Below are 23,907 nucleotides of genomic sequence, written 5' to 3' on the forward strand. Positions count from 1 at the left end.
CCGTCCGCTTCCTCCCGAAAGGTCTTCGTCCCGTGCGATCACTCGTCGTCACCGCGTGGTTCCCCGACGCGGAAACCCCCAGCCGCACCCCCTTCATCGTGGAGCACTGCTGGGCGCTGCAGGAAGCGGGCCACGACGTCGCGGTGGTGCACGTGAACATCGGTCGACGCGCGCACACCACGGAGCAAGAGGTCTACCAGCGCATCCCTGTCACCCGCGTGTGGCTCGACGTGACGGATCCGCGGTCCTACGCGCACGTGACCCGCGTTCTCTCCGCCGGGCTGCGCGGCGCGGACGTGCTGCACACGATGGCGTTCTCCGCGGTCCTGCTGAGCGCACCGGCCTGGGCCGTGCGACGGCTGCCCTGGGTACACACCGAGCACTGGAACGGAGTGGTCAATCCCGCGAGTGTGAATCCGCTGTGGCAGCGGTTGGCGTGGCTGCGGCATGCCTTGCGATTGCCTCACGTGGTCACGGGCGTGACCGCCGAACTGTGCACCGAGATGGCGCGCTTCTCCCGCCCCGGGGCGACCCACGTGGTGCCGTGCGTCGTGGAGAACCCTCACCCGGCCGCCGAGTTCCCGGCGAGCCCGCCCCTGCGACTGGTGGGCGTGGGGGCACTCATCGATCGCAAACGCCCCGTCCTGGCGTTGGAGACCGTCGCGGAACTGGTGCGCCGCGGAGTGGACGTGCACTACACCCTGGTGGGCAAGGGCCCCCTCATGGAGTCCCTCCCGCAGACCGCCCGTGAGCTGGGCATCGAGGACCGGGTCGAGCTGACCGGGGCGGTCCCCCCGGCGGAGATCGCCCAGCGGCTCTCCGACGCGCACATCTTCTTCCTCCCGAGCGCCCAGGAGAACTTCTTCACCGCGGTTGCCGAGGCGATCGCGGCCGGACGGCCCGCCGCGGTCCCCCTGAGCGGTGGGTTCGACGACTACTGCACCCCCGAGAACTCGGTGCTCACCCACAGCTGGGACGTCCCCGTGCTCGCGGACGCGATCGAGACCGCGCGGGACCGCTTCCGTGAGGCCGATCCGGCCGCCATCGCCGCCACCGTGCGCTCCCGGTTCTCCCGCGCGGAGATCGGTGCGCAGTTCTCCCGGCTCTACCGTGCCGTGACGCGGGATGCGTCCGGTCGACACGCGAGTCGATAAACTCCAGGATGTGACATCCTCCCCCACCTCAGGCTCCCCCTCTCGGCGGTGGCGGGGAATCCTCTTCCCCCCGCCGAATCACGAGAACCGGGACAACCCCATCGGTTCGTCGTTCGCGTTAACCGTGATCGCCGTGTTCGTGCAGGGACTCTCCCGTTTCGGGTACAGCCTGCTGGTGGGCAACATCCTGGGCAGTGAGATCCTGGGGCGGGTCAACCTGGCCATCTCCCTGGCCCTGTTCCTGGTCCTGCTGTGGCCGCAGGCCTCGGGCAACGCGGCGGCCAAGTTCATTGCCATGGCACGCGGTCAGCAACACCGCGAGGAGCAGTTGTCCGTGGCGGTCTACGCGTCACGCACCGCGGCCCTGGCCTCGGCGGTGCTGGCCGTGGTGGCGGTCGTGGTGGCCACGTACTTCCTGCACCTGCCCCCAAGCTACGCGCTGTCCGCGGGCCTGCTGGTGATCGCGCTGTCCGCCTATAACTTCGTACGCGGTGTGCGCACCGGCAACAACCAGTTCGTGACCACGGCCGTGTGGGACTGCATCAGCTCGGGGATCACCCTGACCCTCCTGCTCGTGGTGCTGCTGGGTGGTTTCACACCGCTGCTGCTGGTGCCGCTGAGCCTGGGCTACCTGATCTACGCGATCCCGGGCTGGCCGCACCGTTCCGGCGGCCCGCTGCCCACATCCCTCAAACGGCAGATCAACTCGTTCACGGCGTGGGCGTCCATCAACATCCTCACCGCTTCGGGTCTGCTGCAACTGTCCATGATGCTCGGCAAGCACTACGACACCCCCGCCGCGGTGGGTCAGTACTCCGCCGCGGTGAGCATCGCGACGCCGGCCAGCATGCTCTCCTCCTCCATGCTCGTGGCCCTCGCGCCGGCCGTGGCCCGCATGTTCACCGCCGGGGACATGACCGGCATGAAACAGCAGCTCGATTCCATCCTGCGGGTCATGGTGCTCATGTTCCTACCCGTGTTCGGCGTGGGCATCCTCTGGGCGCCATACGTGATTCACGGGCTCTACAACGCCCGCGCCGAGGAGTTCACCGGGGCCGTCCCCCTGCTCATCGTCCTGTTCTTCGCGGTCTCCGCCACGAGCTTCAACGCCTCCAACTCGCGGCTCAACGGCGGGGAGAGCTGGGGGGTCCGCGCGCTCGCGGCGTGCAACGCGCTCGGGCTGATCCTGGGCGTCGCCACCGTCCTGTGGTGGGGTCCGCGGCTCGGTGTCATGGCCGCGGCCATGGGGTACCTGGTTGGCTGCCTCATCAGTGCGGTGGGGCCGCTGATCATTGTGTGGGTCCACGACCGCATGAAATGGTCCGGTCTCATGTTCCGGGTGGTGCTGGGGTACGTGCTGATCCTGTCCGGGCTGTGGCTCGTGTTCACGCACCAGGGCGTGCTCGTGACCGTCCTGGCGACCGTGGGTTTCCTGGCGCTGTGGTGTGCGATCTCATGGCGTGATCTCGCACCGCATGTGGCCATGGTCATGCGCAGGTTCCGTCGCGGCTGACCCATCACGACGGCGGTCGGTTCAGTTCCGCGACCCCGCGGCGAGCGCCCAGCGGTAACGCAGCATCTGGACGGCGCTCGCGGCGACCACCCGCAGGGGTGCCTGCCGGCCCAGCACCCGGGTCCAGCGCTCGGTGAGCAGCGCCCCCGGCGTGGTGTAACGACGTCGCTCGGCCAGGGCCGCAAGCAACTCCCGCTCCCCCGCGCCCGGGGACAACAACTGCGCGACCCGCAGGTCCGCGAGCGAGAGCTGGTCCGTCACGTGCGGCGCGTACTGCGTCAGTTCGCCGAACACGGCGTTCGCCGACCGCGCGTAGTTGGCGTCCCAGGTCCCCGAGCGCACGGCGTGTTCCAGAGCGGGGAAGAAGTTCACGCGGATGTACTTGAGGATGTAGGACCGCTTCAGTTCGTCCGGGACCCCTGGGAACCAGGGTTCGCGTGTCAGGTCCAGCGCGGCGGCCACCTCGTCGCGTACTGGGAGGGACTGCCGGGAGACACGCGCGTCGGCATCGGCGTGGACGAGGTAACCGGGCGTGCCCGGCGCGGAGTCGATCCGGCGGGAACCCGCGTAGAGGGCCATGACGAAGGACTGGTCCTCCCCGGTGCGCACGGACTCGTCGAACCGGGCGCCCATCTGCCGAGCGGCGTCGACCCGGACGAGGCCGAACGCCGAGCTGCGGTACCCCAGGCGGTCCTTCACGGGATCCAGATCCGAACGGCGCAACGGCCTGACGATGGGGGTGATGTCCACCCTCGGGTTCTCGTGGTGCTGGAAGGGCATGACCAGGTCGCTACCGCGCCGTTCGGCGATCCTGAGCCACCGGGTCACCGCGCCGGGATCGAGGGTGTCGTCGCTGTCCAGGAAACTGATGTAGCGCGCGCTGGTCCGTCGCAGCGCCTCGTTGCGCGGCACGGCCGCGGTACTCCCCCGGTCCTCGGACTCGATGACGTCCACCACGGCGCGTTGCTCGACGCTCAACATGGAATGCACCTGCTCGGCGGTGAGGTGATGCGCGACCGCCGTCACCCGGCACTGACCGGGGGCCGCACCGGGAGCCGCACGCAATGCCGAGGACACGGCCCGGTGCAAAGGCCGCGAGGTGGAGTGGACCGGGATCACGATGTCCACGAGCGGCGGTTGCGGGTGTTTGACCATGTCGCAAGGATAATTTACACACGTGTCCCGTCGCCTGGGTGTCCCCTTAAGAGTGCCCGATCCATCCCACGGCGGCCCGATTCACCCCTGGGCGGCGAGTACGAACGGCAGCACCGCGTCCGCCCCGGCGAGGCGCAACTGCCGGGCCGCGACCGTGAGGCTCCACCGGCTGTCCACGAGGTCGTCCACGAGCAGCACGCTCGCCCGCGGCGCCCGCGCCAACTGTTCCGCGAGGGGCTCCGGGACCAGGAACCGGTCCCACACCTCGGCGAGCCGGTAGGCGCTGTTGCCGCCGTGGGAGCCGCGGGGGACGTCCGGGTTCAGTTCGAGCGAGCCCCAGAACGGCAGGTGCCCCGCGGAGGCCAGCCCGCGGGCCAGAGAGTCCACGAGCTGTGGGCGGGACAGTGACGGCATGGCCACGACCGCGGTGGGCCGTTCCTGCCAGTCCCACTGCGCCAGGACGGTGATGCTCGCGCGTCCCAGGTCCGCCGTGACCACCGAATCCACGGGATCGCCGTGCTCGTCCGAGCGGAAGATCTCCCGCAACCGCTGCCCCCACCCGAGATCGGTGAGCCGGGCCAGGGCGCGGCCGCGTTCGGCGCGTTCCGTTTCCGGGATTTTCCCCTTGGCCTGCAACCCCAATCGATCCATGCCGGTGGGCCACTGCGCGCGCGGTTCCACGGGGACACCGGCCCGGTGCAGGGCGGCGTCCGCGGCGGCGGAGGCGTCGGAATGCACGGTGGTGGGGTACCACGGCCCGGCGCACACGTCGCACCGACCGCACGGTTCCGCGGTGGCATCGTCGAGCTGGCGGGTGAGGAAGCGCATGCGGCACTCGCTCGTGAACTGGTAATCCATCATGGCCTGCTGTTCCGCGATCCTGGCCTTGCGCACCCGCTCATAACGCGGGGCGTCGTAGGTCCAGGGCCGGCCCGTGCTCTGCCAGCCGCCGGAGACCCGTTCCACCGCGCCGTCCACCGCGAGCACCTTGAGCAACAGCTCGAGCGGGGTGCGTTTGATGTTGACCCGCGGCTCGAGAGCCGCCACCGACAACGGGCCGCCGTTCTCCGCGAGCGCGGTGAGCACCGCGGTGGCCTTCTCCTCGGTGGGCATGGACGCGGTGGCGAAGTACTCCCAGATCTCCCGGTCCTCGCCGCCCGGTAGCAGCAGGACGTCCGCGGTGTCGGTCGCGCGCCCCGCGCGCCCCACCTGCTGGTAGTACGCCACCGGGGACGACGGCGCTCCCAGGTGCACCACGAAACCCAGGTCCGGTTTGTCGAAGCCCATGCCCAGCGCGGACGTGGCCACAAGGGCCTTGACCCGGTTCTCCTTCAGGGCGACCTCGAGTTCCTCGCGTTCCGCCGCGTCCGTGCGACCGGTGTAGGCCGCCACGGGATGGCCCGCCTCCGTCAGCGCTCGGGCAGTGTCCTCCGCCGCCCCGATGGTCAACGCGTAGATGATCCCGCTGCCCGGAAGCTGGTCCAGGTGTTCGAGCAACCAGGCGAGCCGTGTGGCGGTGGAGGGCAGTCGCAGCACGCCGAGCCGCAGGGACGCGCGGGACAGCGGACCGCGCAGGGTGAACACCTCGCCGCGGTACCCGGAGCCCACCCCGAGCTGCTCCCGGACGTCCCTGATCACGCGTTCGTTGGCGGTGGCCGTGGTGGCCAGTACGGCCACCGAGTCCGAGAGGTCCGCGAGCAGGTCCTTGATTCGCCGGTAGTCCGGGCGGAAGTCGTGACCCCAGTCCGAGATGCAGTGGGCCTCGTCCACGACGAGCAGTCCGAGCCGGGAGACGAGCTGTGGGAGTTGCTCGTCCCGGAAACGGGGATTGTTGAGGCGTTCCGGGGACACCAACAGGACGTCGATCTCACCGCGATCCAGTGCCGCGGAGATCTCCGCCCACTCGGTGGGGTTGGCGGACGAGATGGCCGCGGCGCGGACACCCGCGCGCTGGGCCGCCGCGACCTGGTCCCGCATGAGTGCGAGCAGCGGGGAGATGATCAGCGTGGGGCCGTAGCCCTGGGCCCGCATCAACAGCGCGGACAGGAAGTACACCGCCGATTTCCCCCACCCGGTGCGCTGCACCACGAGTGCCCGCCGGTGCTCCTGGACGAGTGCGGAGATGGCCTCGAACTGACCGGGGTGGAAATCGGCGTGCGGGTTCCCCGTGAGCTCACGGAGGTGGTGCAGGGCTCGGTCCCGGAGGGGTGCGGTGTTCGCGGGCGCGGTCATGACTCGAGTGTCCCAGCAGGTTCGGACACGCAGAAGCGACCGGAGCGCCTACCACGGCGCGAGGTGCGGCCCTCTGCATCAGGCCCCGTGACGCGCCGGGCCGGGCGTACGACCCCTTAACGCGTTGCGTCCGCTGCGCCAGGACTCATTCCCCCGAAGGAGTCCATGCGGCGCAGCGGACGCATATGCCGGAGAACCGGCGCGGATCAGGTCCGCTCGAAGCACATGCCCCCCGGCATGAACCTCGTACCGTCGCCTCACGGGTGACCCGGACACACCACGCCCCCCAGCGTGGAACGCGTACGAATCTATGGTGGATGTGCGGCCCGTATTCCCCCCGGTCATGACCGCGCATCACTCATTGGCCCGTGGTGCGATACGTTCATGCTGGCACACCGGCACGGGGATTTCCAGCGCCCATCGGGACGCGCATCGCGCATCGCTGTTTTGTGGACAAATCAACTCAAGCGCATGTTCTCCCATGTCGGAGGCCGATTCCCCGCTTCCATTGCGCGCAATCGACCGGACGGCGGCGCTGATTCGTAGCGCAAAATGGGGACAGCTCGGACGCCCCGAATGCCCGTCATGGGGACCCGTGTCAGCGGTCGTCGTCCTTCTCGACCCGCTCGGCGTTCCGCTGACCGTGCGTCAACCGCTCGATGTCCGCGTGGCTGTCGAAGTTCGACCCGAGAGCACCGGCGATCGTGCCGAGCGAGGCAGAGAGCCACGCGATGTCCACGTAGTTGCTCAGCGAGGGAGAGACTCCGATCACGGATTGCATGTATCCGACTTCGATCACCACCAGAGCGGCCACGAGGATCCCCGCCATGAGCACGGTGTAGAACGTGAGAACCGTCACGAGCAGCGTGGCGATCGTGGAGGCGTTGTACATCGCGGCCTCCACGCGACTGCCGAGCCGCCGGGGCGGGTCCCACAGGCGGTTGCTGAACATCAGCCACCCCACCATGGCCCCAACCGCCAGGAGCGAGATCAGGGCGAGCCGCCACGGGGGCAACGCCAGGGACATCTGCCAGATGGAGGAGTAGAACACGCCGAACGCGCCGGTGGCCGAGGCCGCTGCCCACATGCGCTTGAGCTTGGTGACGTCCTGGAACGGCTGGTTGGTGCGCACCATGCCCAGGACCAGGCGGATGCGACCTGGCCACCACCACGGCGACGCAATGAACACGGAACGCCCGGTGTCCACGTCCTGCTCGTGGACCACTCCGAAGCGCACACGCCGGTCCTGGACGTCCGGGAGGTCCTGATGGGCCAGGGTGTCCAGGGGGTCGAAGATGGCGCGTTCCAGTTTAGTCGTGAGCCCCCGCCAGCCCAGCGCGGGCAGCGAGATGATCACGAGCCCGTCCTCGAAGTGCAGCTCCGCCATCTTGGGCAGCTTGCCCGCCCGCCGGGGGATCTCCGTGATCACGACCTGGAAATCGGCCTCACCCTCGCGGGACCACGCGCGCACGGCGTCCACGTCCAGGCTGTTGTCGGGGCGCAGGGGGATGGTCCTGTCCCGGCGCACGAGCTGGTAGTCCCCGGAGCCGTCCCCGCCGTGGCGGTGCTGCAATCGACTAAAGATCGCGGAGCACAGCCCGGGATCGGTGAAGACGTCTACGTGATAGGCCGGGTCCATGCGCCCCATGATCCCAGCCCGCCGGCTCGCCCCACAATCGACAGTGGACTTACCGTTGCGTGACGCCCCCGTCCGTGCGGATCCCGGGCACACTGGTGCCATGGACATGACCGTGACCCGCACCGGCCCCGCTCGCCCGGCGGACGTGTGGCAGCACTACGAGCGCCTCGATCTGTGGACCGTGTGGGCTCCCCACCTCACGAACGTCCGCGCCGATTCCGCCACCCTGGCCCCCGGCACCTCGGGCGTGGTCACGGCCCTGGGCGTGGTGCCCGCGGCGTTCCGTGTGATGAGCGTCCGCGCCAACCTGCATTCGTGGTCCTGGCGCGTGCGCGTGGGTCCCATGACACTGGAGCTCACGCACGATGTCGCTCCCACCCCGCGCGGCGGTTCCCGCGCGGACGTCAGGATCCAGGGCCCCGCCCCCGTCCTGCTGGCCTACCGCCCGCTCATGGGCTGGGCGCTCGCGCGCCTCGTACGGGTCGGCCCGGCGCACTGAGCGCGACTCGGCCAGAGGCGCTGCACGCGGGCAGGTCCGGGGCGCCGAAGGCCGCTCGCCCCGGGCCCCGAATGCGAGCGGACACGGAAATGCCCCGCGCGATCGTGATCGCCACGGGGCACATGGTCTCCGGTTCCGGGAGGTGGTGCGCCCTGTGGGGCTCGAACCCACGACCCATGGATTAAAAGTCCACTGCTCTACCAACTGAGCTAAAGGCGCGTGCCCAGCCGCGAGTTCCCGCCACCGAGCACGGCTACTCTACCGCAGCGCGGGCGCATTTCCAGTTCGGGAAGCGGCCTCCCGCGCGGCACCGACGGCAACCACGGGCGGGCCCAGCGGGCCGCACCGCGCGGCGCGACGAGCCACCGCGCCGCGGGCGAGCGCGCGGCGTCGTCGTCGACCGGGCCCGTCCGCAATATGGGACCCTGGGAGGAGACGACACCCGGGGCGTGCGCAGCCCGCCGCGGGGTTCCCGCCGAGCCTTCGAGGAATGACCCATGAGCACCGTCGCGATGTCCAAGCTGGGCCCCTCCCCCGTCACCGAGTACCTGCGCCGCGTGGTGGAGGACCTGCGCCCGCTGACGGACGGCACGGTGAACAATTCCGTCCCGGAGCTCGCGGCCGCGGACGAGAACATCGTGGGGATCGCCGTGGCCACCGTGGACGGCGCGCTCTACCAGGCCGGGGACACCAAGCTCGAATTCTGCATCCAGTCCATCTCCAAGGCCTTCACGTATGCCCAGGCGCTCACGGACCGCGGCCCGGAGGGTGTGTTCGAGAAGATCGACGTGGAACCGAGCGGTGACGCCTTCAACGAGATCTCACTGCAGCCGGAGACGGGACGCCCCGCGAACCCCATGATCAACGCGGGCGCGATCGCGGCGACGTCCCTCGTGCGCAACACGTCCCACGGCACGCGCATGGAACGGATCCTGCGGTTGCATTCCCGATGCGCGGGCCGGCAGCTGCGGATCAACAAGAACATCCAGTCGCAGGAGCACAAGGCCGGGGACCGCAACCGCGCGCTGGGCTGGCTGCTCGCGTCCCGGGGGATCATCGAGGGGGATCCCACCGGCGCGCTCGAGGACTACTTCGGCCAGTGCTCGATCATGCTCAACTGCGTGGACCTGGCCCGCATGGGTGCCACGCTCGCGGCCGGCGGGCGCAACCCCGTGACCGGCGAGCGCGTCCTGGACCCCGAGGTCGTCTCGGACGTGCTGTCCGTGATGAGCACGTGCGGGATGTACGACGACGCCGGGCGCTGGGCCATCCGCGTGGGCCTGCCCGCCAAGTCCGGGGTCAGCGGCGGCGTGATGACCGTGCTCCCGGGGCAGCTCGCAGTCGCGGTGTTCTCCCCGCCCCTGGACCGCCACGGCAACTCCGTGCGCGGCGTGGCCGCATGCGAACGGCTCACCAAGGACCTGGACCTGCACTTCGCCCGCACGGAACGCAACGGGCACTCCACGGTGCGCTCCGAGTACACCCTGGCGGAAGCACCGTCGTTGGTGCGGCGCAACGAGGCCGCCACCGAGGTGCTCGACGCGCACGGCGAGGACGCTCGGATCATCGAGCTGCAGGGCGATCTGCGCTTCGCCGGGGCCGAGACCGCGGTGCGCACGGTGCGCGACGCCGCCCGCAGGTCCAGTTACGTGCTCGTGGACATCCGGCAGGTGGACGATATGGCCCGCTTCGTCCTGCCCATGCTCAGCCGCACCGCCGAACAGATCGAGAAGACGGGCCACCACATGGTGCTCGTCGCGGAGAAGAGCGGTGAGAACACGCGGAACCTCGAACACCCGCTCACGGTCTTCGCCACGCGCGCCGAGGCCCTCACGTGGGCCGAGGACCAGATCCTGGAGCGCTTCGGCGGCCCCGAGTGCACCCCGGACAAGGTGCACTCCACCCGTTCCGAACTGCTGAGCACGCTCGGCGAGGAGGACGTGGAGCGCATCCGCTCACGCACCGAGTCCGTGGATTGGAAGGCCGGGACCACGGTGTTGCGCACGGGCCAGAAGTTCAACGGCGTGTACATGGTCACGTCCGGCAACGTGGAGGTCTCCCGGCGCTCACCGCAGGGTGACCGCGTGGAACTGGAGGTGATCGGCCCGGGGATGAGCTTCGGTGAGATCGCCCTGGGTACCAATATGCGCCACCTGGTGAGCTTCACCGCGCTCACGGACGTCTCCGCGCGCAGGCTCTCCCCGGAGGCGATCCAGGAGATCGAGGAGGAGGACCCCCGGCTGGCCCTGCGGTGGTGGCGCGCGGTGTCCCAGCAGGCCCTGCTGCGCATCGAGGAACGCTGGCGTCAGCAGGCCGGGGAGACGCACACGGTCGACTGATCCGCCGAGCCCCGTGAAAGGTGCGCGGCGTACACTCGGGCGCATGTCCGAACGCCGCACGCATCATTCGCCCGTGAAGTTCTCCCCCGAGAAGTTCGACGCCCACGAGGGCGGCACGGACCCCGCCCGAGTGTCGGAGGCGGCCCACCTGGCCGCGCAGGCGCTCGTGTCGCGGGGCCGGGAATCCGCGGATCCGGTGGTCCACGATCGCCTCGTTCGGCTCACGGACGAGCAGGGTCTCGAGGGGATCGCAGAGATGTGGGCGCAGGCCCCCGCGGTGTCCCTCCCGGGTGCGCTGTGGCGGCTCTACGCGCTGCGCGCCGCCGCCCGCAAGGACCCCTACCGCATGGGCCGCTGGTTCGCCGCGGGCAAGCAGACCGCGCAGGTGTCCAACGTGGTCGCGGGCGTCGCGGACCCGCCCGGCGCGGAGGAGATCTGCGAGGTCGCGGACGCCATCCTCTCCGGCGCGTTCGACGGCGAGTTCGACGTCGCTCTCGAACGCTCCGCCGCGTTCTGCCGCGTGATCGCCACGGGCCAGGAACGCACGCTGGACATCTCTAGCCTCGGCGTGCGCGATCCGTGGCGCCGCATCCCCCGCCTGATCCGCACCGCGGAGGAACTCGAGTCCGCGGCCGCCGCGTGGCGCAGGGGTGCGCTCGAGTAAGGGACTGCCCCCGCGGGGCGTCCTCGTCCGGACGGGCCGCTTTGCGGCGCCCCCGGGGCCGAGGATTATAATGGAGGCAGGTGTCGGGCCGTGGCAGCCCCGGGCTCCATCATTTAGCCGCTACGAGCGGCCTTCCGCCGAGAGGCGCTCCCGGTCCGGCACCGCCCCCCTCAACAAGATCCACATGTCTCCCCGGTTAACTTTCGTTCGGTACAGTGACGGCCGAAAAGTGAACGGTTCGACGGGAGGACGAACGGATGGTCTTTCGGATCTTCCCGGAGGACGAGCGGGTAACCGAGCTCCTGGTCCAGATGTCCCAGTGCGTGGGCACCGCGGTGGATCAGCTCGCCGAACACATCGGGCAGATCGACAAGACCTGGCAGCGCCCCATCACGGACCTCCTGGACACCGAGGACCGCTGCACCAACCTTTACTTCTCCCTGATGACCACCACGCGCTCCTCGTACGTGGTGCCCATCCCGCGTCAGGACGTCTACATCCTGGGGCAGTGGCTGTTGCGAGCCGTCCAGTGCCTCGTGGCGAGTGCCGAGACCCACCAGCTGTACAAGCTGGAGCGGCCCACCTCGCACGCGACCGAGCAGCTCGCGGTGATCCAGCACATGTCGCTCATGACCACCAAGGCCATGGGCCGGCTGACCAGCTTGAACGAGCTGGACGACTACTGGTTCGAGATGATCCGTCTCACACGCCAGGCCGAACGGACCCACCGGGTGTACCGCGCGAGCTTGCTGGAGCAGTTCAAGACGGCCCAGGCCATCCGCCGCATGGACGCCGCCCGCCAGCTCTTCGATGCCGCACGCGCCCTGGGCCAGGTCTCCGCAGAGGTGGGCCGGATCCTCGTGGCAGAGTCCTGACGCGCCGTGACAGAGTTACTGGCCGTCGTAGGCATCCTCCTGACCCTGGTCTTAACGGTCGTCAACGGTTTCCACGACGCCTCCAACGCCGTGGCCCTGCCCGTACGGTTCAACGCCCTGACACCCCGTGTGGCCCTGTGGACCGGAGCGGTGTTCAACCTCATGGGCGCCCTCCTGGTGGGGCTGGTCCTGGACCGGTTGATCTCGTTCGAGATCCCCATCCCCCTCAACGACGCGGGCGTGGTGGCCCTGTTGTGCGCCCTGCTTACGGCCATCGGGTGGGACCTCCTCACGTGGTGGTGGCGCATGCCCACGTCCTCCACCGCCGCGATCGGCGGCGCCGTGGTGGGTGCTCTGCTCGGAGCACGCGCCGCGGGGCTCTACGACGAGCACCTGGCCATGGGCTCCTACTTCTCCTGGAACGTGCTGCTCCCCCTGCTGATCTCCCCCGTGATCGTGTTCGGGCTCGCGTTCCTGCTGGTCGTGCCCATCGTGTACCTGGTACGCCACGAGACCCCGGGACGCGTGAACTTCCGGGCCGGGGTCGTGCAGGCCACGGGTGCCGCGGCCATTCACTTCGGACACGGGATCCAGCACGCCCGGCGCACGCTGTGGATCCTCTTGGTCCTCCTGCTGATCGTGAACCCCAACCTCTCCCGGGACAGCATCCCCGTGTGGCTCACGGTGCTCGTGGGGGCGTGTCTCGCGTTCGGTACCCTGCTGGGCGGCTGGCGGATCTCCTACACCCTCTCCGCACGCATCGTGACGCTGGATCCCCTGCGCGGAGCGGCGGCGCAAACGGTGTCCGGCGCCCTGCTGTTCGTGGGGGGGTTCCTCTCCCCCATTCCGCTCTCTACGTCCCAGACCACCACCGCGGCGATCCTGGGCGCGGGTTCCGCCCAGAAGTTCCGCACCGTGTATCACGCCACCGTGCTGCGGGTCGTCGCCTCGTGGGTCGCCACAGTCCCCGTGTGCGGCGTGGTCTCCGCCATCCTGTTCCTGGCGGCCTCCCCGCTGATCCAGGTCCCCGCGGCCTGATCCGCACCCGCGGTTCGCTCGGGGCACGCGTCACGATCGGGGCACGCGGAGGCTGACGACGTCGCACGGTGCGGATCGCTGCGCGCTCCCGGTGCGTGCGTCGTCGTACCCCCGGGTCCGGCCGGAGCGCCGTCGTACCCCCGGGCGTGCACAGCGAACGGTGCCCTCCGAGACGGAGGGCACCGTTCGCGTGCGCGAGGACGCGGATCAGCCGAAGCGGCCGGACACGTAGTCCTCGGTGTCCTTCTTCTGCGGGTTGTTGAAGATGTCCGTGGTGGGCGCGTACTCGATCAGACGGCCGGGCTTGCCCGTGCCCTCGATGTTGAAGAACGCGGTCTTGTCCGACACACGGGACGCCTGCTGCATGTTGTGGGTCACGATCACCACGGTGTAATCGGTCTTGATCTCGTTGATCAGGTCCTCGATCGCGAGCGTGGAGATGGGGTCCAGCGCGGAGCACGGCTCGTCCATGAGGATCACGTCCGGCTTGACCGCGATTGCGCGGGCGATACACAGCCGCTGCTGCTGACCACCGGAGAGACCGGAACCGGGCTTGTCCAAACGGTCCTTGACCTCGTTCCAGAGGTTCGCGCCGCGCAGCGAGCTCTCCACGAGCTCGTCCGCGTCCTTGCTCGAGATGCGCTTGTTGTTGAGCTTCACGCCCGCGAGCACGTTGTCGCGGATGGACATCGTGGGGAACGGGTTGGGGCGCTGGAACACCATGCCCACCATGGAGCGCACGGTCACGGGGTCCACGCCCTTGCCGTAGAGATCGTCCCCGTCCAGCAGCACCTTGCCCTGGGCGTAAGCACCCGGGATCACCTCGTGCATGCGGTTGAGGGTGCGCAGGAACGTGGACTTGCCGCAACCGGAGGGACCGATGAACGCGGTGACCGAGCGGGGTTCGATGTTCATGCTGACGTCCTGGACCGCCAGGAAATCGCCGTAGTAGACGTTGAGGTTTTCGACGTCGATTCGTTTCGACATGGGTGTGTTTCCTTAGATCGAATGGTCGGCCAGCACTCAGCGGCCGGCGGTCTTGGGAGCGAAGGCCCTGGCGATCAAGCGTGCCACGAGGTTGAGCAGCATCACGATCACGATCAGGATCAGCGCCGCGGCCCAGGCCCGCTGCAGGGACGGATCGGGGTTCGTGGGCGAGGTGGGCGTCATGATCTGGTAGTAGATGAACGTGGGCAGCGTGGTCATCCAGCCGGAGAACGAGTTCCAGTTGATGGCCGTGGCGAAGCCCGCGGTCACGAGCAGCGGCGCCGTCTCACCGATCACACGGGCGATCGCGAGGGTCACACCCGAGGCGATACCCGAGATGGCCGTGGGGATGACCACCTTGAGGATGGTCCGCCACTTGCGCACACCCAGCGCGTAGGACGCCTCGCGCAGTTCGTTGGGCACGATCCGCAGCATCTCCTCGGTGTTCTTGACCACCGTGGGGATCATCAGCACGGTCAGCGCGACCGCCGCCACGAACCCGGTACGGGTCGAGGGGCCGAAGATCATGCCGAACAGAGCGGCCGCGAACAGACCAGCCACGATGGACGGGATACCGGTCATGACGTCCACGAAGAACGTGATGGCCTTGCCGAGCCAGCCGCCCCGGGAGTACTCCACGAGGTAGATCGCGGTGAGCAACCCCACGGGCACGGACATAAGCGTGGCCCAGAACGTGATGGACACCGTACCGATGATCGCGTGGTAGGCGCCGCCCATCACCTGACTGGGCGCATCGGCCTGGTTGTCGTGGAAGCCCGTGACCCCGTTCATGGAGGTAAACAACATGTTGGAGGTCAGACCGGGGATGCCGTTGGCGAGCACCGTCCAGATCACGGAGATCAGCGGGATCACCGCGAGGATGAAGGCGACATAGACCAGGAAGGTCATGAGCGAATCGGCCCCGGCGCGGGAACCCTCGATCATGCCCACGGCCAGCGGGCCGACCACCAGGAAGATCACGGTGGCGAACAGGGCCCACAGCGCGATACTGAACCCCACCAGAGCGGCAAGCGCGGCCCCCGCCACGATCGCGGCCACGCCGATGACGGGGACGAGCCACTTGGGGCGCTGACCGCGGGTGAGCCTTGACTGGCGGACGGGTGAGGTTCCGGGTTGGGTGGACGTGGTCATCAGTTGGCCCCCGAGAATTCCTTGTAGCGAGCGATGATGGCGCGGGCGATCATGTTGACCACGAGGGTGATCAGGAACAGCACGAGACCGGCCGCGATCAGTTCGGACAACCGCAGGCCGTAGGCCTCGGGGAAGTTCAGCGCGATCTCCGCGGCGATCGTCTGGTTACCGGACTTGATCAGGGACGCGATCATGGGCCCGGAGGACAGCACCAGGGCCACCGCCATGGTCTCGCCGAGCGCGCGGCCCAGGGCCAGCATGATCGAGGAGATGATCCCGGGGCGCGCGAACGGCAGCACGGCCATCCGGATCATCTCCCACCGCGTGGCCCCCAGTGCCAGCGCGGCCTCCTCGTGGAGCTTGGGCGTCTGCGTGAAGATCTCGCGGGACATGGACGTGATGATCGGCAGGATCATGATGGCCAGCACGATGCCTGCGGTGAGCATGGTCTTACCCGTCTGGGACGCGGGCCCGTCGAAGATGGGGATGAAGCCCAGGTGCTCGGTGAGCCAGTTGTACAGCGGTACGAGCGCCGGCGCGAGCACCGTGGCACCCCACGCGCCGTAGATCACGGAGGGAATGGCCGCGAGCAGGTCGATCACGTAGCCCACCGGCTTGGAGATCTTGGCCGGTGCGTAGTGGGAGATGTAGAGCGCCACCAGGATGCCCACGGGTGTGGCGATCAGCAGGGCGATCACCGCGGCGATGAGCGTGCCCACGATGAGCGGCCAAATGTAGTGGAAGAAGCCCTGCCCACCGGTGATCTCCTCGGCGGGGGCGGCGAACGTGGGCAGCGCCTGCAGCAACAGGAATAGCGCGACGGCCGCGAGCACCGCGAAGATCAGGATGCCGGCGGCCAGGCTGAGTCCGGAGAAGACGGAGTCACCGGCACGTCCGGCCGAGGACTGCCGGGTCCCCGGTTTCTGGGCGCTGATGGTGGTGGACATGAACCAGTCCCTTCGATCAAGGTGTGGAACGAGCTGAGCGGTGAATTCGGACAGCGTAGGACGTGGCGGTCCGAGATGACCGCGTGCGTGGCTGCGGCGCCGACGCGCGATGACACGCCGGCGCCGCACTCACACGTCGTCGGGGCGGATCAGCCCTTCGCGGTGATGGAGTCCACGGCCGCCTTGGCCTGGTCGCGCAGGGTCTGGCTCAGCGGGGCGGAACCGGCGGAGTCCGCAGCGGCCTTCTGCCCGTCCTCGGAGATCACGTAGTTCTCGAAGGCCTTGACCAGGTCCGCGGTCTCCTGGGAGTCGTACTGGGAGCACACGATGTGGTAGGAGATCAGCACGAGCGGGTACGCACCGGATTCCTTGGTGTCGCGCCCGATGTTGATCGCGAGGTCGTGCTCGCCGCGGCCCTCGGCCTGGGCGGAGACCTCGACGGCCTTGGCGGCGGCCTCGGGCGAGTGGGTCACGTACTGGTCGCCCACCTTGATCGCGGCGGTGCCGAGATCGCCCACGGCGGAGGAGTCCGCGTAGGTCACGGCGCCCTCGGTGCCGGAGGTCGTGGAGACCACGCCGGAGGTGCCCTTGTTGTTCTCCGCCGCGTACTCGGAGGGCCAGGCCTGTGCCGGGTCCTTGGTCCACTCCTGCGGAGCGGCCTTGTGCAGGTAGTCGGTGAAGTTCTCGGTGGTCCCGGAGTCATCGCTGCGGTGCACCACCGTGATCGGGGTGTCCGGGAGATCGGCGTCCGGGTTCTGCTGCTTGATCTGCTCCGCGTTCCAGCGCTTGATCTCACCCTTGAAGATCTTGGCGATGGTGGGGGCGTCCAGGTTCAGGGACTCGATACCGGGCAGGTTGAACGCCACGGAGATCGGGGAGATGTAGACCGGGAGGTCCATGGCGCCGTCGGGGCCGCACTGCTGCTTGGCCTGCTCGACCTCGTCGTCGGAGAGGTAGGCGTCCGAGCCGGCGAAGTTCGCGCCGCCCGCCAGGAACGCCTTGCGCCCGGCGCCGGAGCCGTCCGGGGAGTACTGCACGGTGGAGCCGCTGTTAGCGGACTGGAAGCCGTTCTGCCACGCGGTCATGGCGGCCTGCTGGGAGGACGCCCCGATGCCGGTCAGCGTTCCGGACACGCCGCTGCTCTCGCCCGAGCCCCCGCCGCTGTTGGTGTTGCCGGTGGCGTTGTCGGAACCGCAAGCGGTCAGAGCGAGGGCACCAATGGCCAGGACTGCGGCCGAACGGCCGACATGCGAAACCTTCACTGTATTTCCCTTCGAAAGCGTGAACCGGAGAGCCCGGTGGGTGCGGACAACCGGATCTTGGAGTCCAACGCCGCTGCGTCCGCAGCGCGCCCGGGAATTACCGTAGGCAGGCGATATTGACAGATGCGGCCGGGAAGGTGAACTGGCGGTTAACAACCCCTGTGACCGGCGCCACCCCTGGCCACGGCGCCGCCCGGTCACGCGTCCCGCGCGGTACGCGTCCGTCCGAGGCGCCCGCCTAGGATGGGAGCCATGACGTCCTCGGAAGCAGCTCCGTACCGCTCCCGATTCCGTCGTGTTCCCGAGGTCGTGGGCAAGCGCGGGCGCTCCGGCTGGGCACGCATGACGTCCGGTTTCTTCCAGGCCGTGCAGATGACCGTGGCGGCCGTTGGCGCGTACGTGATCGCGGAACGGCTGCTGGGCCATCAAGGCCCCATCTTCGCCGCGACCGCCGCGCTCGTGTCCCTGGGGTACGCCAAGGGCGGGCTGCGCTACCGCCGGGTGCTGGAGGTCTCGATCGGGTGCACCCTGGGGATCGTGATGGGCGATCTGCTCATCCAGGTCCTGGGCCATGGTGAGTGGCAAGCGGCCCTCGTGTTGCTCCTGTCCCTCTTGCTCGCCCGGTTCCTTGACAACGGCGCGATCTTCACCACGCAGATGGGGCTGCAGTCCGTGCTGGTGGTGCTCCTCCCGCCATCGCAGGACGGCGTGTTCGCGCGGTCCTTCGACGCCGTGGTGGGGTGCCTGTGCGCGCTGCTCCTCGCGTACGTGATTCCCCAAGACCCGCGCCGCGAACCGCGCCAGGACCTCAGCAAGCTCATCGTGGAGTTCACCCAGGTGCTCACGGACTGCTCCCGTGCGGTCTCGGACACCGATTCGCGCCTCGCGTGGCACGCCCTCGTGCGGGCTCGTCAGACGCAGCCGCTCGTGGACTCGGTACGCTCGGGGCTCACGGCCTCCCGGGAGATCGCCCACGCATCCCCTCTGCACCGCCGGCACCGCCGCGAGATCGACGACCTGAGCGAGAGCATCCGGTACGTGGACCTCGCCGTGCGCAACTCGCGCGTGTTCGCACGCCGCCTCGCGTCCGTCCTCAACCGCGTCTCCCTGTCCGACGACGCCGTGGCCTCCCTCTCCGAGGCCCTCGCCGATCTCTCCGACGCCATCCTGAGCCTGGATCACACGTTCTCCGCGAGTCACCCCCAGACCCGTGAAAGCTACCTGCGCCAGACGCGCAATGAACTGATCTCCGTGGCCGGTCGCCTGGAACCCGGGCTCATGGGGGTGCGGACCATGGAGGGCGAGGCACTCGTGCTGCTGATCCGTCCGTTGGTCGTGGACCTGTTGGAGTCCACCGGTCTCACCCACGAGGAGGCGATCCGGCACCTGCCCACGCTGGGCGGTCGGTGACCGAGCCACGGATCCGTGCCGCTTATGCGCGTCAGATCCGCCCCCTACGGTGACAGCATGAGCGCGAAGACCAGGAAGCCGTCCGTCTCCTACCGGTGCACGGAATGCGGCTGGACCACGGCCAAATGGGTGGGCCGGTGCGGTGAGTGCCAGTCCTGGGGCACCGTGCAGGAGATCTCCACGAACCTGGAACACGGGCGCACCCGGGCCGCGGCCAGCGTGGCGGTGCCCGCTCAACCCATCGGCCAGGTGGATTCCTCGGTGGCCCGCTTCACCCCCACGCGCGTCACCGAGTTCGACCGCGTCCTGGGCGGCGGACTCGTGCCCGGTGCGGTCATCCTGATCGCGGGGGAACCCGGCGTGGGTAAGTCCACGCTGCTCCTGGACGCAGCCGCCAAGGTGGCGGGCGGGCCCGATCCCCGCACCGTGTTGTACGTGACCGGGGAGGAGTCCGCGGCGCAGGTCAAACTGCGGGCCGAGCGCATCGATGCCCTCTCGGAAAAGCTGTACCTCACCGCGGAGACCGACCTCTCCGCGGCGCTCGCGCAGGTCAAGGACTTAAAACCGGAACTGTTGATCGTGGACTCGGTGCAGACCCTCGCGAGCCCGGAGATCGAGGGTTCGGCGGGCGGGGTGAGCCAGGTGCGGGAGGTCGCGGCGAGCCTCATCCACGCCGCCAAGACCCGGAACATGACCACCCTGCTCGTGGGCCACGTGACCAAGGAGGGTTCGATCGCCGGTCCCCGGTTGCTCGAACACCTCGTGGACGTCGTGTGTCAGTTCGAGGGGGACAAACACTCGCGCATCCGCCTACTGCGGGCCGTGAAGAACCGGTTCGGCCCCACGGACGAGGTCGGGTGCTTCGATCTCGAGGAGAACGGTATCCGCTCGGTCTCGGACCCGTCCGGCCTGTTCGTCTCCCGCACCCCCGTCCCGGTCGCGGGAACATGTCTGAGCGTCACCGTGGAGGGGCGCAGGCCGCTGCTCGCGGAGGTCCAGGCCCTGCTGGACAAGTCCAGCACCGCGCAACCCCGACGGGCCACCTCCGGCCTGGACGGTTCCCGGGTGGCCATGCTGCTCGCGGTGTTGCAGCGCCGGGCGGGCGTGGCCCTCGCGACCATGGACTGCTACGTGTCCACCGTGGGCGGTGTGCGGCTCACCGAACCCGCCACGGACCTCGCGGTGTGCATGGCGCTCGCGTCCGCCGCCCAGGATCGACCGCTGCCCCAGCGGCTCGTGTGCTTCGGGGAGATCGGACTGGCCGGTGAGGTCCGCCCCGTACCCGAGATCAACCGCAGGATCCAGGAGGTCGCCCGGCTGGGCTTCACCCACGCCGTGGTCCCGGCATCCCCCAACGGACCCGGCAAGATCCCTCCGGGCTTCTCCGTGCGTGAGGTCACCACCGTCTCACAGGCCATGGAGCTGCTCTTCCCGCCGCGGCAGGGCTGAATCCGACGCTGTACGGCCGAGTTCGCCGGGGCAGGGCCGAGTCCGAACACACATGCCACGCGGGGCATGTTGGCCTTCGGGCGGGGCGAGCGCACATAGAATGAGGCCGTGGTGAAATCGCACGAGACTGCCCTGAGACGGACCCTTGCCAGGGTCTCCCCCGGTACCGAACTGAGGACGGGGCTGGAGCGCATCCTCCGGGGCCGCACAGGCGCGCTCATCGTGCTCGGATTCGACCGCTCCGTGGAGTCGCTGTGTTCGGGCGGGTTCGACATCGACACCGAATTCACCCCCACCAAGTTGCGCGAACTCGCCAAGATGGACGGGGCGATCGTGTGCGACAAGGAAGCCACCCGCATCCTCAAGGCCGGGGTCCAGCTCATGCCGGACGCGTCCATCCGCACCCAGGAGTCCGGCACGCGTCACCGCTCCGCCGAGCGCACCGCCAAGCAGACCGGTGTTCCCGTGATCTCGGTCAGCCAGTCCATGAGCGTCATCACGATCTACGTGGCCGATTACCGCTACGCGATCGACGGTTCCCAGGCCATCATGGCCCGCGCGAACCAGGCCCTGCAGACCCTGGAGCACTACAGCAACCGCCTCGAGCAGGTCCTGGGCAGCCTCTCGGCGCTCGAGATCGAAGCCGCCGTGACCGCCCGCGACGTGGCCCTGACGCTGCAGCGGATGGAGATGGTGCGCAGGATCTCGGACGAGATCGGGTGGTACGTCCTGGAACTCGGCTCGGACGGGCGTCTGATCTCCCTGCAGCTCGAGGAGCTCACGGCCGGGACGGGACCGGGGCCCGGCGTAGTCCTGCGGGACTACCTGCCCGAGGCCACGACGCCCGAGGTGATCGCGGAGTCCCTGGACCGGCTCGCCCGGTTGTCGTCCACCGAACTGATCGATCTGCAGCGGGTCGCAGTGGCCGCGGGTCTCACCGGGCCGCAGGGCAACTTGGATGTGGACCTGCACCCCCACGGTTACCGGCTGCTCGAGGGCATCAAGTCCATGCCGCGTGCGGTGGCGAAACGGCTCGTGGCCCAGTTCGACGGCCTGCAGTCGCTCATGGCCGCGAACCTCGAGGACCTGATGTCCGTGGAGGGCATCGGCGAGCAGCGTGCCCGCACCGTACGCGAGTCCTTGTCCCGTATGGCCGAGACGAGCCTGCTGGAACGGTTCATGTAGCAGTCCGGGTGGCCCGGTCGCGGACGCGGCCCGTGCACCGCCCGGGCATCGCCCACCGATGGTCACCTCGAGGGCCGCCAGCCGGCCGCGCGAAGCTCGGGACCGCCGTCGCCGGTGGATCTGCGCAAGCCGCGAGCCGCCCGTCGCCCACTCACTGCAGACTGAAAACGGCCTGCTGGCTCGCGACGTCCCCGAGCGACGTCGTGAGGTTGTAGTACCCGGCGAGCGCCTCGGACTGGCTGGCCGGGCAGCCCTCCGCGGTGCGCACCCGGTTCCACGTGAGCCGTGCGGTCTCCTTCTGCCCCGTGTCCAGGGTGATCTGACGGTCCTCACCGGCTGCCGCGCAGTGCCGTGAATCAAAGACGGTGTCCGCACCGGAGGTCACCACGAAGGCCATGTGATTGCTACCGGCGTCCACGCGGCACGGGTGCTGGCCCTTGTTCTCGAGGGTCAGTTCGAGCACCGGGTTCTGGCCCGCCGCGTAGCTCTGTTTGTCGGTCGCGGCACTCACCGCCAGATCCGCGCCGCATTCCGGCGCCGCCGTCCTGCTGGCACTCGGGCTGCCGGACGCACCGGGTGCACCAGACCCGGACGGTGTGGGCCGGGCAGTGAAGTCCGCGAACTTGTTCTGGGGATCCGTGCTCGGCTGCGCCGCGGCGTCGGGCTGCTGCGTGGCATTCGTGTCGTCGGCGTCCGGTGCCGTGAGTGCGCGCACGCCCGAGACCACTGCCCACAGCAGGGCCAGTGCCAGGACGACGATCACGGCGAGCGCGACCATGCGGCGTCGCCGATAGACGTGCTCCGGGAGCCTGCCCCCGGTGTCCGCGGGTTCCGTGGGGGACGTGGGGGGATCGTGCTGTTCGGAACCGGAAGCCATGGTCTCCAGGCTACCGTGGACAGTTATGAACTCGAGCCGCACACCAGCCCGCGACGAGCGACTTCACGGCACTCACGCAGCCGTGATCGAGTGGTACCGGCGGGCGTCCCGCGACCTGCCGTGGCGCGCGCCCGAACGCACACCGTGGCAGGTGCTCGTAAGCGAGATCATGCTGCAGCAGACCCCGGTGGGGCGCGTCCTGCCGGTGTGGCGCCGGTGGCTCGAACAGTGGCCGGAACCGGGCGATCTCGCGGCGGCGTCGCCGGCGGAGGTCCTGCGCGCGTGGGACAGGCTCGGCTACCCGCGCCGCGCGCTGCGGCTGCACGCGGCTGCCCAGAACATCGCCGCGGAGCACGACGGGCGGGTGCCCGAGGACCACGCACAGCTGTTGGCGTTGCCCGGGATCGGCGCGTACACCGCGGCGGCAGTGGCCGTGTTCGCGTTCGGTCAGCGCCACACGGTCGTGGACACGAACATCCGCCGGGTCGAGGCCCGGGTGTTCTCCGGGCGGGCCCTGCCGTCCCGTTCCCTCACCGCGGCGGAGACCCGGTTGGCGCAGGACGTCCTGCCGCAGGACGTCGCGGAATCGGTCGCGTGGAACCAGGCCGTGATGGAACTGGGCGCACTGATCTGCACCGCGCGTTCCCCGCGCTGCGACGAGTGCCCCGTGCGGCGGGACTGCGCGTGGGTCGCGGCTGGCAGCCCTCCCGCGCAGGAGACGCCCAGGGGCCAGTTGTGGCACGGCACGGACCGCCAGGTCCGGGGGGCCATGATGGCAGTGCTGCGCGCCGCGGACGAGCCCGTGCCCGCGCAGTTGCTGCTCACGGACCTCGCGAGCTCGGAACAGATCGCCGGGGAGCACGCGGCCCCACCCGCCGTGGTGATCGAACGGCTCGGGGCCCTGTGGCGGCTGCCCGCGCCCGCCGAACAACGGGAGCGTGCGTTGAACGGACTGCTCGCGGACGGTCTGGCCACCTCGAACGACGGCGCGGTCAGCCTTCCGGGGTGATCGCGCGGATCATCCGCGTGTTGCCCAGCGTGTTGGGTTTGACCCGGGCCAGGTCCAGGAACTCGGCGACACCCTCGTCGTGGGAACGCAACAGCTCTGCGAAGACCTCGGGCTCGATGGTCTCCTGGTTCTCCATCACGGCGAATCCGTGCCGCGCGAAGAACGCCACCTCGAAGGTCAGGCAGAAAACCCGGCCGACCCCGAGCCGAGCCGCACGGGCCAGCAGTTCCTCGATCATCCGCCCGCCCACGCCATGACCGCGCGCCGCGGGGGACGTGGCCAGGGTGCGCACCTCCGCGAGGTCCTCCCACATCACGTGCAAGGCCCCGCAGCCCACGAGGTTCCCGGCGTCGTCCTCCGCAACCACGAACTCCTGGATACTCTCGAAGTACGTCACCGTGTCCTTGGTGATCAGGATGCGCTCGGCCGCCATGGGCGCCACGAGCTCCTTGATGCCATGGACGTCCGAGGTCCGGGCGGGGCGGATGCGGATCTCTACCATGCCCACGACTGTACGCGTC

The 23,907-nt window shown here is 69.2% G+C and carries 20 protein-coding genes and 1 tRNA gene; 11 read left to right on the forward strand and 10 right to left on the reverse strand.

The window, feature by feature from the left end; translation table 11 throughout:
* Nucleotides 1-32 precede the first annotated feature (32 nt).
* The gene (locus A5728_RS06630; protein ID WP_064846297.1) at nt 33-1,154 is read left to right on the forward strand and encodes a glycosyltransferase; all 1,122 of its coding nucleotides are present in this window, start codon (nt 33-35) and stop codon (nt 1,152-1,154) included.
* Nucleotides 1,155-1,164: 10 nt separating this feature from the next.
* Nucleotides 1,165-2,667 (forward strand): lipopolysaccharide biosynthesis protein, encoded by a 1,503-nt coding sequence (locus tag A5728_RS06635; protein ID WP_064846298.1) that lies wholly within the window; start codon nt 1,165-1,167, stop codon nt 2,665-2,667.
* A gap of 21 nt (nt 2,668-2,688) precedes the next feature.
* On the opposite strand, the gene A5728_RS06640 is transcribed toward A5728_RS06635, so the two are convergent.
* The 3 genes from A5728_RS06640 to A5728_RS06650 form a co-directional block, all read right to left on the reverse strand.
* Nucleotides 2,689-3,822 (reverse strand): glycosyltransferase, encoded by a 1,134-nt coding sequence (locus tag A5728_RS06640; RefSeq protein WP_082943293.1) that lies wholly within the window; start codon nt 3,820-3,822, stop codon nt 2,689-2,691.
* Nucleotides 3,823-3,903: 81 nt separating this feature from the next.
* Nucleotides 3,904-6,054 carry an ATP-dependent DNA helicase RecQ gene (locus tag A5728_RS06645; RefSeq protein WP_064846299.1) on the reverse strand — a complete coding sequence of 717 codons (2,151 nt, stop codon included), beginning with the start codon at nt 6,052-6,054 and terminating at the stop codon, nt 3,904-3,906.
* Nucleotides 6,055-6,652: 598 nt separating this feature from the next.
* On the reverse strand, nt 6,653-7,693 hold the full coding sequence (locus tag A5728_RS06650; RefSeq protein ID WP_156523403.1) for a hypothetical protein: 1,041 nt from the start codon (nt 7,691-7,693) through the stop codon (nt 6,653-6,655).
* Nucleotides 7,694-7,793: 100 nt separating this feature from the next.
* On the opposite strand from A5728_RS06650, the gene A5728_RS06655 reads away from it, so the two are divergent.
* On the forward strand, nt 7,794-8,192 hold the full coding sequence (locus A5728_RS06655; RefSeq protein WP_064846301.1) for an SRPBCC family protein: 399 nt from the start codon (nt 7,794-7,796) through the stop codon (nt 8,190-8,192).
* 143 nt (nt 8,193-8,335) lie between these two features.
* Here A5728_RS06655 and A5728_RS06660 read toward each other — a convergent pair.
* A tRNA-Lys gene (locus A5728_RS06660) sits at nt 8,336-8,411 on the reverse strand.
* A gap of 278 nt (nt 8,412-8,689) precedes the next feature.
* On the opposite strand from A5728_RS06660, the gene glsA reads away from it, so the two are divergent.
* From glsA to A5728_RS06680, 4 genes are all read left to right on the forward strand, one after another.
* The gene (glsA, locus tag A5728_RS06665; protein WP_064846302.1) at nt 8,690-10,531 is read left to right on the forward strand and encodes a glutaminase A; all 1,842 of its coding nucleotides are present in this window, start codon (nt 8,690-8,692) and stop codon (nt 10,529-10,531) included.
* Between the two features lie 43 nt (nt 10,532-10,574).
* Nucleotides 10,575-11,195, forward strand: a complete 621-nt coding sequence (locus A5728_RS06670; RefSeq protein WP_035959140.1) for a hypothetical protein — start codon at nt 10,575-10,577, stop codon at nt 11,193-11,195.
* Nucleotides 11,196-11,452: 257 nt separating this feature from the next.
* Complete coding sequence (locus tag A5728_RS06675; protein ID WP_064846303.1) at nt 11,453-12,070, forward strand: hypothetical protein; 618 nt, start codon at nt 11,453-11,455, stop codon at nt 12,068-12,070.
* A 6-nt stretch (nt 12,071-12,076) separates the two neighbouring features.
* On the forward strand, nt 12,077-13,108 hold the full coding sequence (locus tag A5728_RS06680; protein WP_064846304.1) for an inorganic phosphate transporter: 1,032 nt from the start codon (nt 12,077-12,079) through the stop codon (nt 13,106-13,108).
* Between the two features lie 207 nt (nt 13,109-13,315).
* Here the strand turns inward: A5728_RS06680 and pstB are convergent, their stop codons facing one another.
* The 4 genes from pstB to pstS all read right to left on the reverse strand — a co-directional run bounded on the left by pstB (nt 13,316) and on the right by pstS (nt 17,456).
* Nucleotides 13,316-14,095 carry a phosphate ABC transporter ATP-binding protein PstB gene (gene pstB / locus A5728_RS06685; protein ID WP_064846305.1) on the reverse strand — a complete coding sequence of 260 codons (780 nt, stop codon included), beginning with the start codon at nt 14,093-14,095 and terminating at the stop codon, nt 13,316-13,318.
* Between the two features lie 36 nt (nt 14,096-14,131).
* Nucleotides 14,132-15,247 (reverse strand): phosphate ABC transporter permease PstA, encoded by a 1,116-nt coding sequence (gene pstA / locus A5728_RS06690; RefSeq protein ID WP_064846306.1) that lies wholly within the window; start codon nt 15,245-15,247, stop codon nt 14,132-14,134.
* Nucleotides 15,247-16,194 (reverse strand): phosphate ABC transporter permease subunit PstC, encoded by a 948-nt coding sequence (gene pstC / locus A5728_RS06695; RefSeq protein ID WP_064846307.1) that lies wholly within the window; start codon nt 16,192-16,194, stop codon nt 15,247-15,249. The genes pstA and pstC overlap by 1 nt, the downstream gene beginning before the upstream one ends.
* A gap of 149 nt (nt 16,195-16,343) precedes the next feature.
* Nucleotides 16,344-17,456 (reverse strand): phosphate ABC transporter substrate-binding protein PstS, encoded by a 1,113-nt coding sequence (pstS, locus tag A5728_RS06700; protein WP_064846308.1) that lies wholly within the window; start codon nt 17,454-17,456, stop codon nt 16,344-16,346.
* Nucleotides 17,457-17,708: 252 nt separating this feature from the next.
* On the opposite strand from pstS, the gene A5728_RS06705 reads away from it, so the two are divergent.
* The 3 genes from A5728_RS06705 (at nt 17,709) to disA (ending at nt 21,500) form a co-directional block, all read left to right on the forward strand.
* Nucleotides 17,709-18,866 (forward strand): aromatic acid exporter family protein, encoded by a 1,158-nt coding sequence (locus tag A5728_RS06705; protein ID WP_082943294.1) that lies wholly within the window; start codon nt 17,709-17,711, stop codon nt 18,864-18,866.
* A gap of 57 nt (nt 18,867-18,923) precedes the next feature.
* Nucleotides 18,924-20,315, forward strand: coding sequence for a DNA repair protein RadA (gene radA / locus A5728_RS06710; RefSeq protein ID WP_064846324.1), 1,392 nt, complete (start codon nt 18,924-18,926; stop codon nt 20,313-20,315).
* A 108-nt stretch (nt 20,316-20,423) separates the two neighbouring features.
* Entirely contained in the window at nt 20,424-21,500 is a 1,077-nt protein-coding gene (disA, locus tag A5728_RS06715) for a DNA integrity scanning diadenylate cyclase DisA (protein ID WP_064846309.1), read from the forward strand.
* Between the two features lie 151 nt (nt 21,501-21,651).
* Here the strand turns inward: disA and A5728_RS06720 are convergent, their stop codons facing one another.
* On the reverse strand, nt 21,652-22,377 hold the full coding sequence (locus tag A5728_RS06720; protein ID WP_064846310.1) for a hypothetical protein: 726 nt from the start codon (nt 22,375-22,377) through the stop codon (nt 21,652-21,654).
* On the opposite strand from A5728_RS06720, the gene A5728_RS06725 reads away from it, so the two are divergent.
* Entirely contained in the window at nt 22,376-23,386 is a 1,011-nt protein-coding gene (locus A5728_RS06725; RefSeq protein ID WP_156523404.1) for an A/G-specific adenine glycosylase, read from the forward strand. The two genes, A5728_RS06720 and A5728_RS06725, sit on opposite strands and share 2 nt — an antisense overlap.
* Here the strand turns inward: A5728_RS06725 and A5728_RS06730 are convergent.
* The gene (locus A5728_RS06730; protein WP_179861259.1) at nt 23,370-23,888 is read right to left on the reverse strand and encodes an amino-acid N-acetyltransferase; all 519 of its coding nucleotides are present in this window, start codon (nt 23,886-23,888) and stop codon (nt 23,370-23,372) included. The two genes, A5728_RS06725 and A5728_RS06730, sit on opposite strands and share 17 nt — an antisense overlap.
* Nucleotides 23,889-23,907: the final 19 nt, after the last annotated feature.

It is taken from the genome of Kocuria sp. ICS0012 (assembly GCF_001665945.1).
Classification (GTDB): domain Bacteria; phylum Actinomycetota; class Actinomycetes; order Actinomycetales; family Micrococcaceae; genus Kocuria; species Kocuria marina.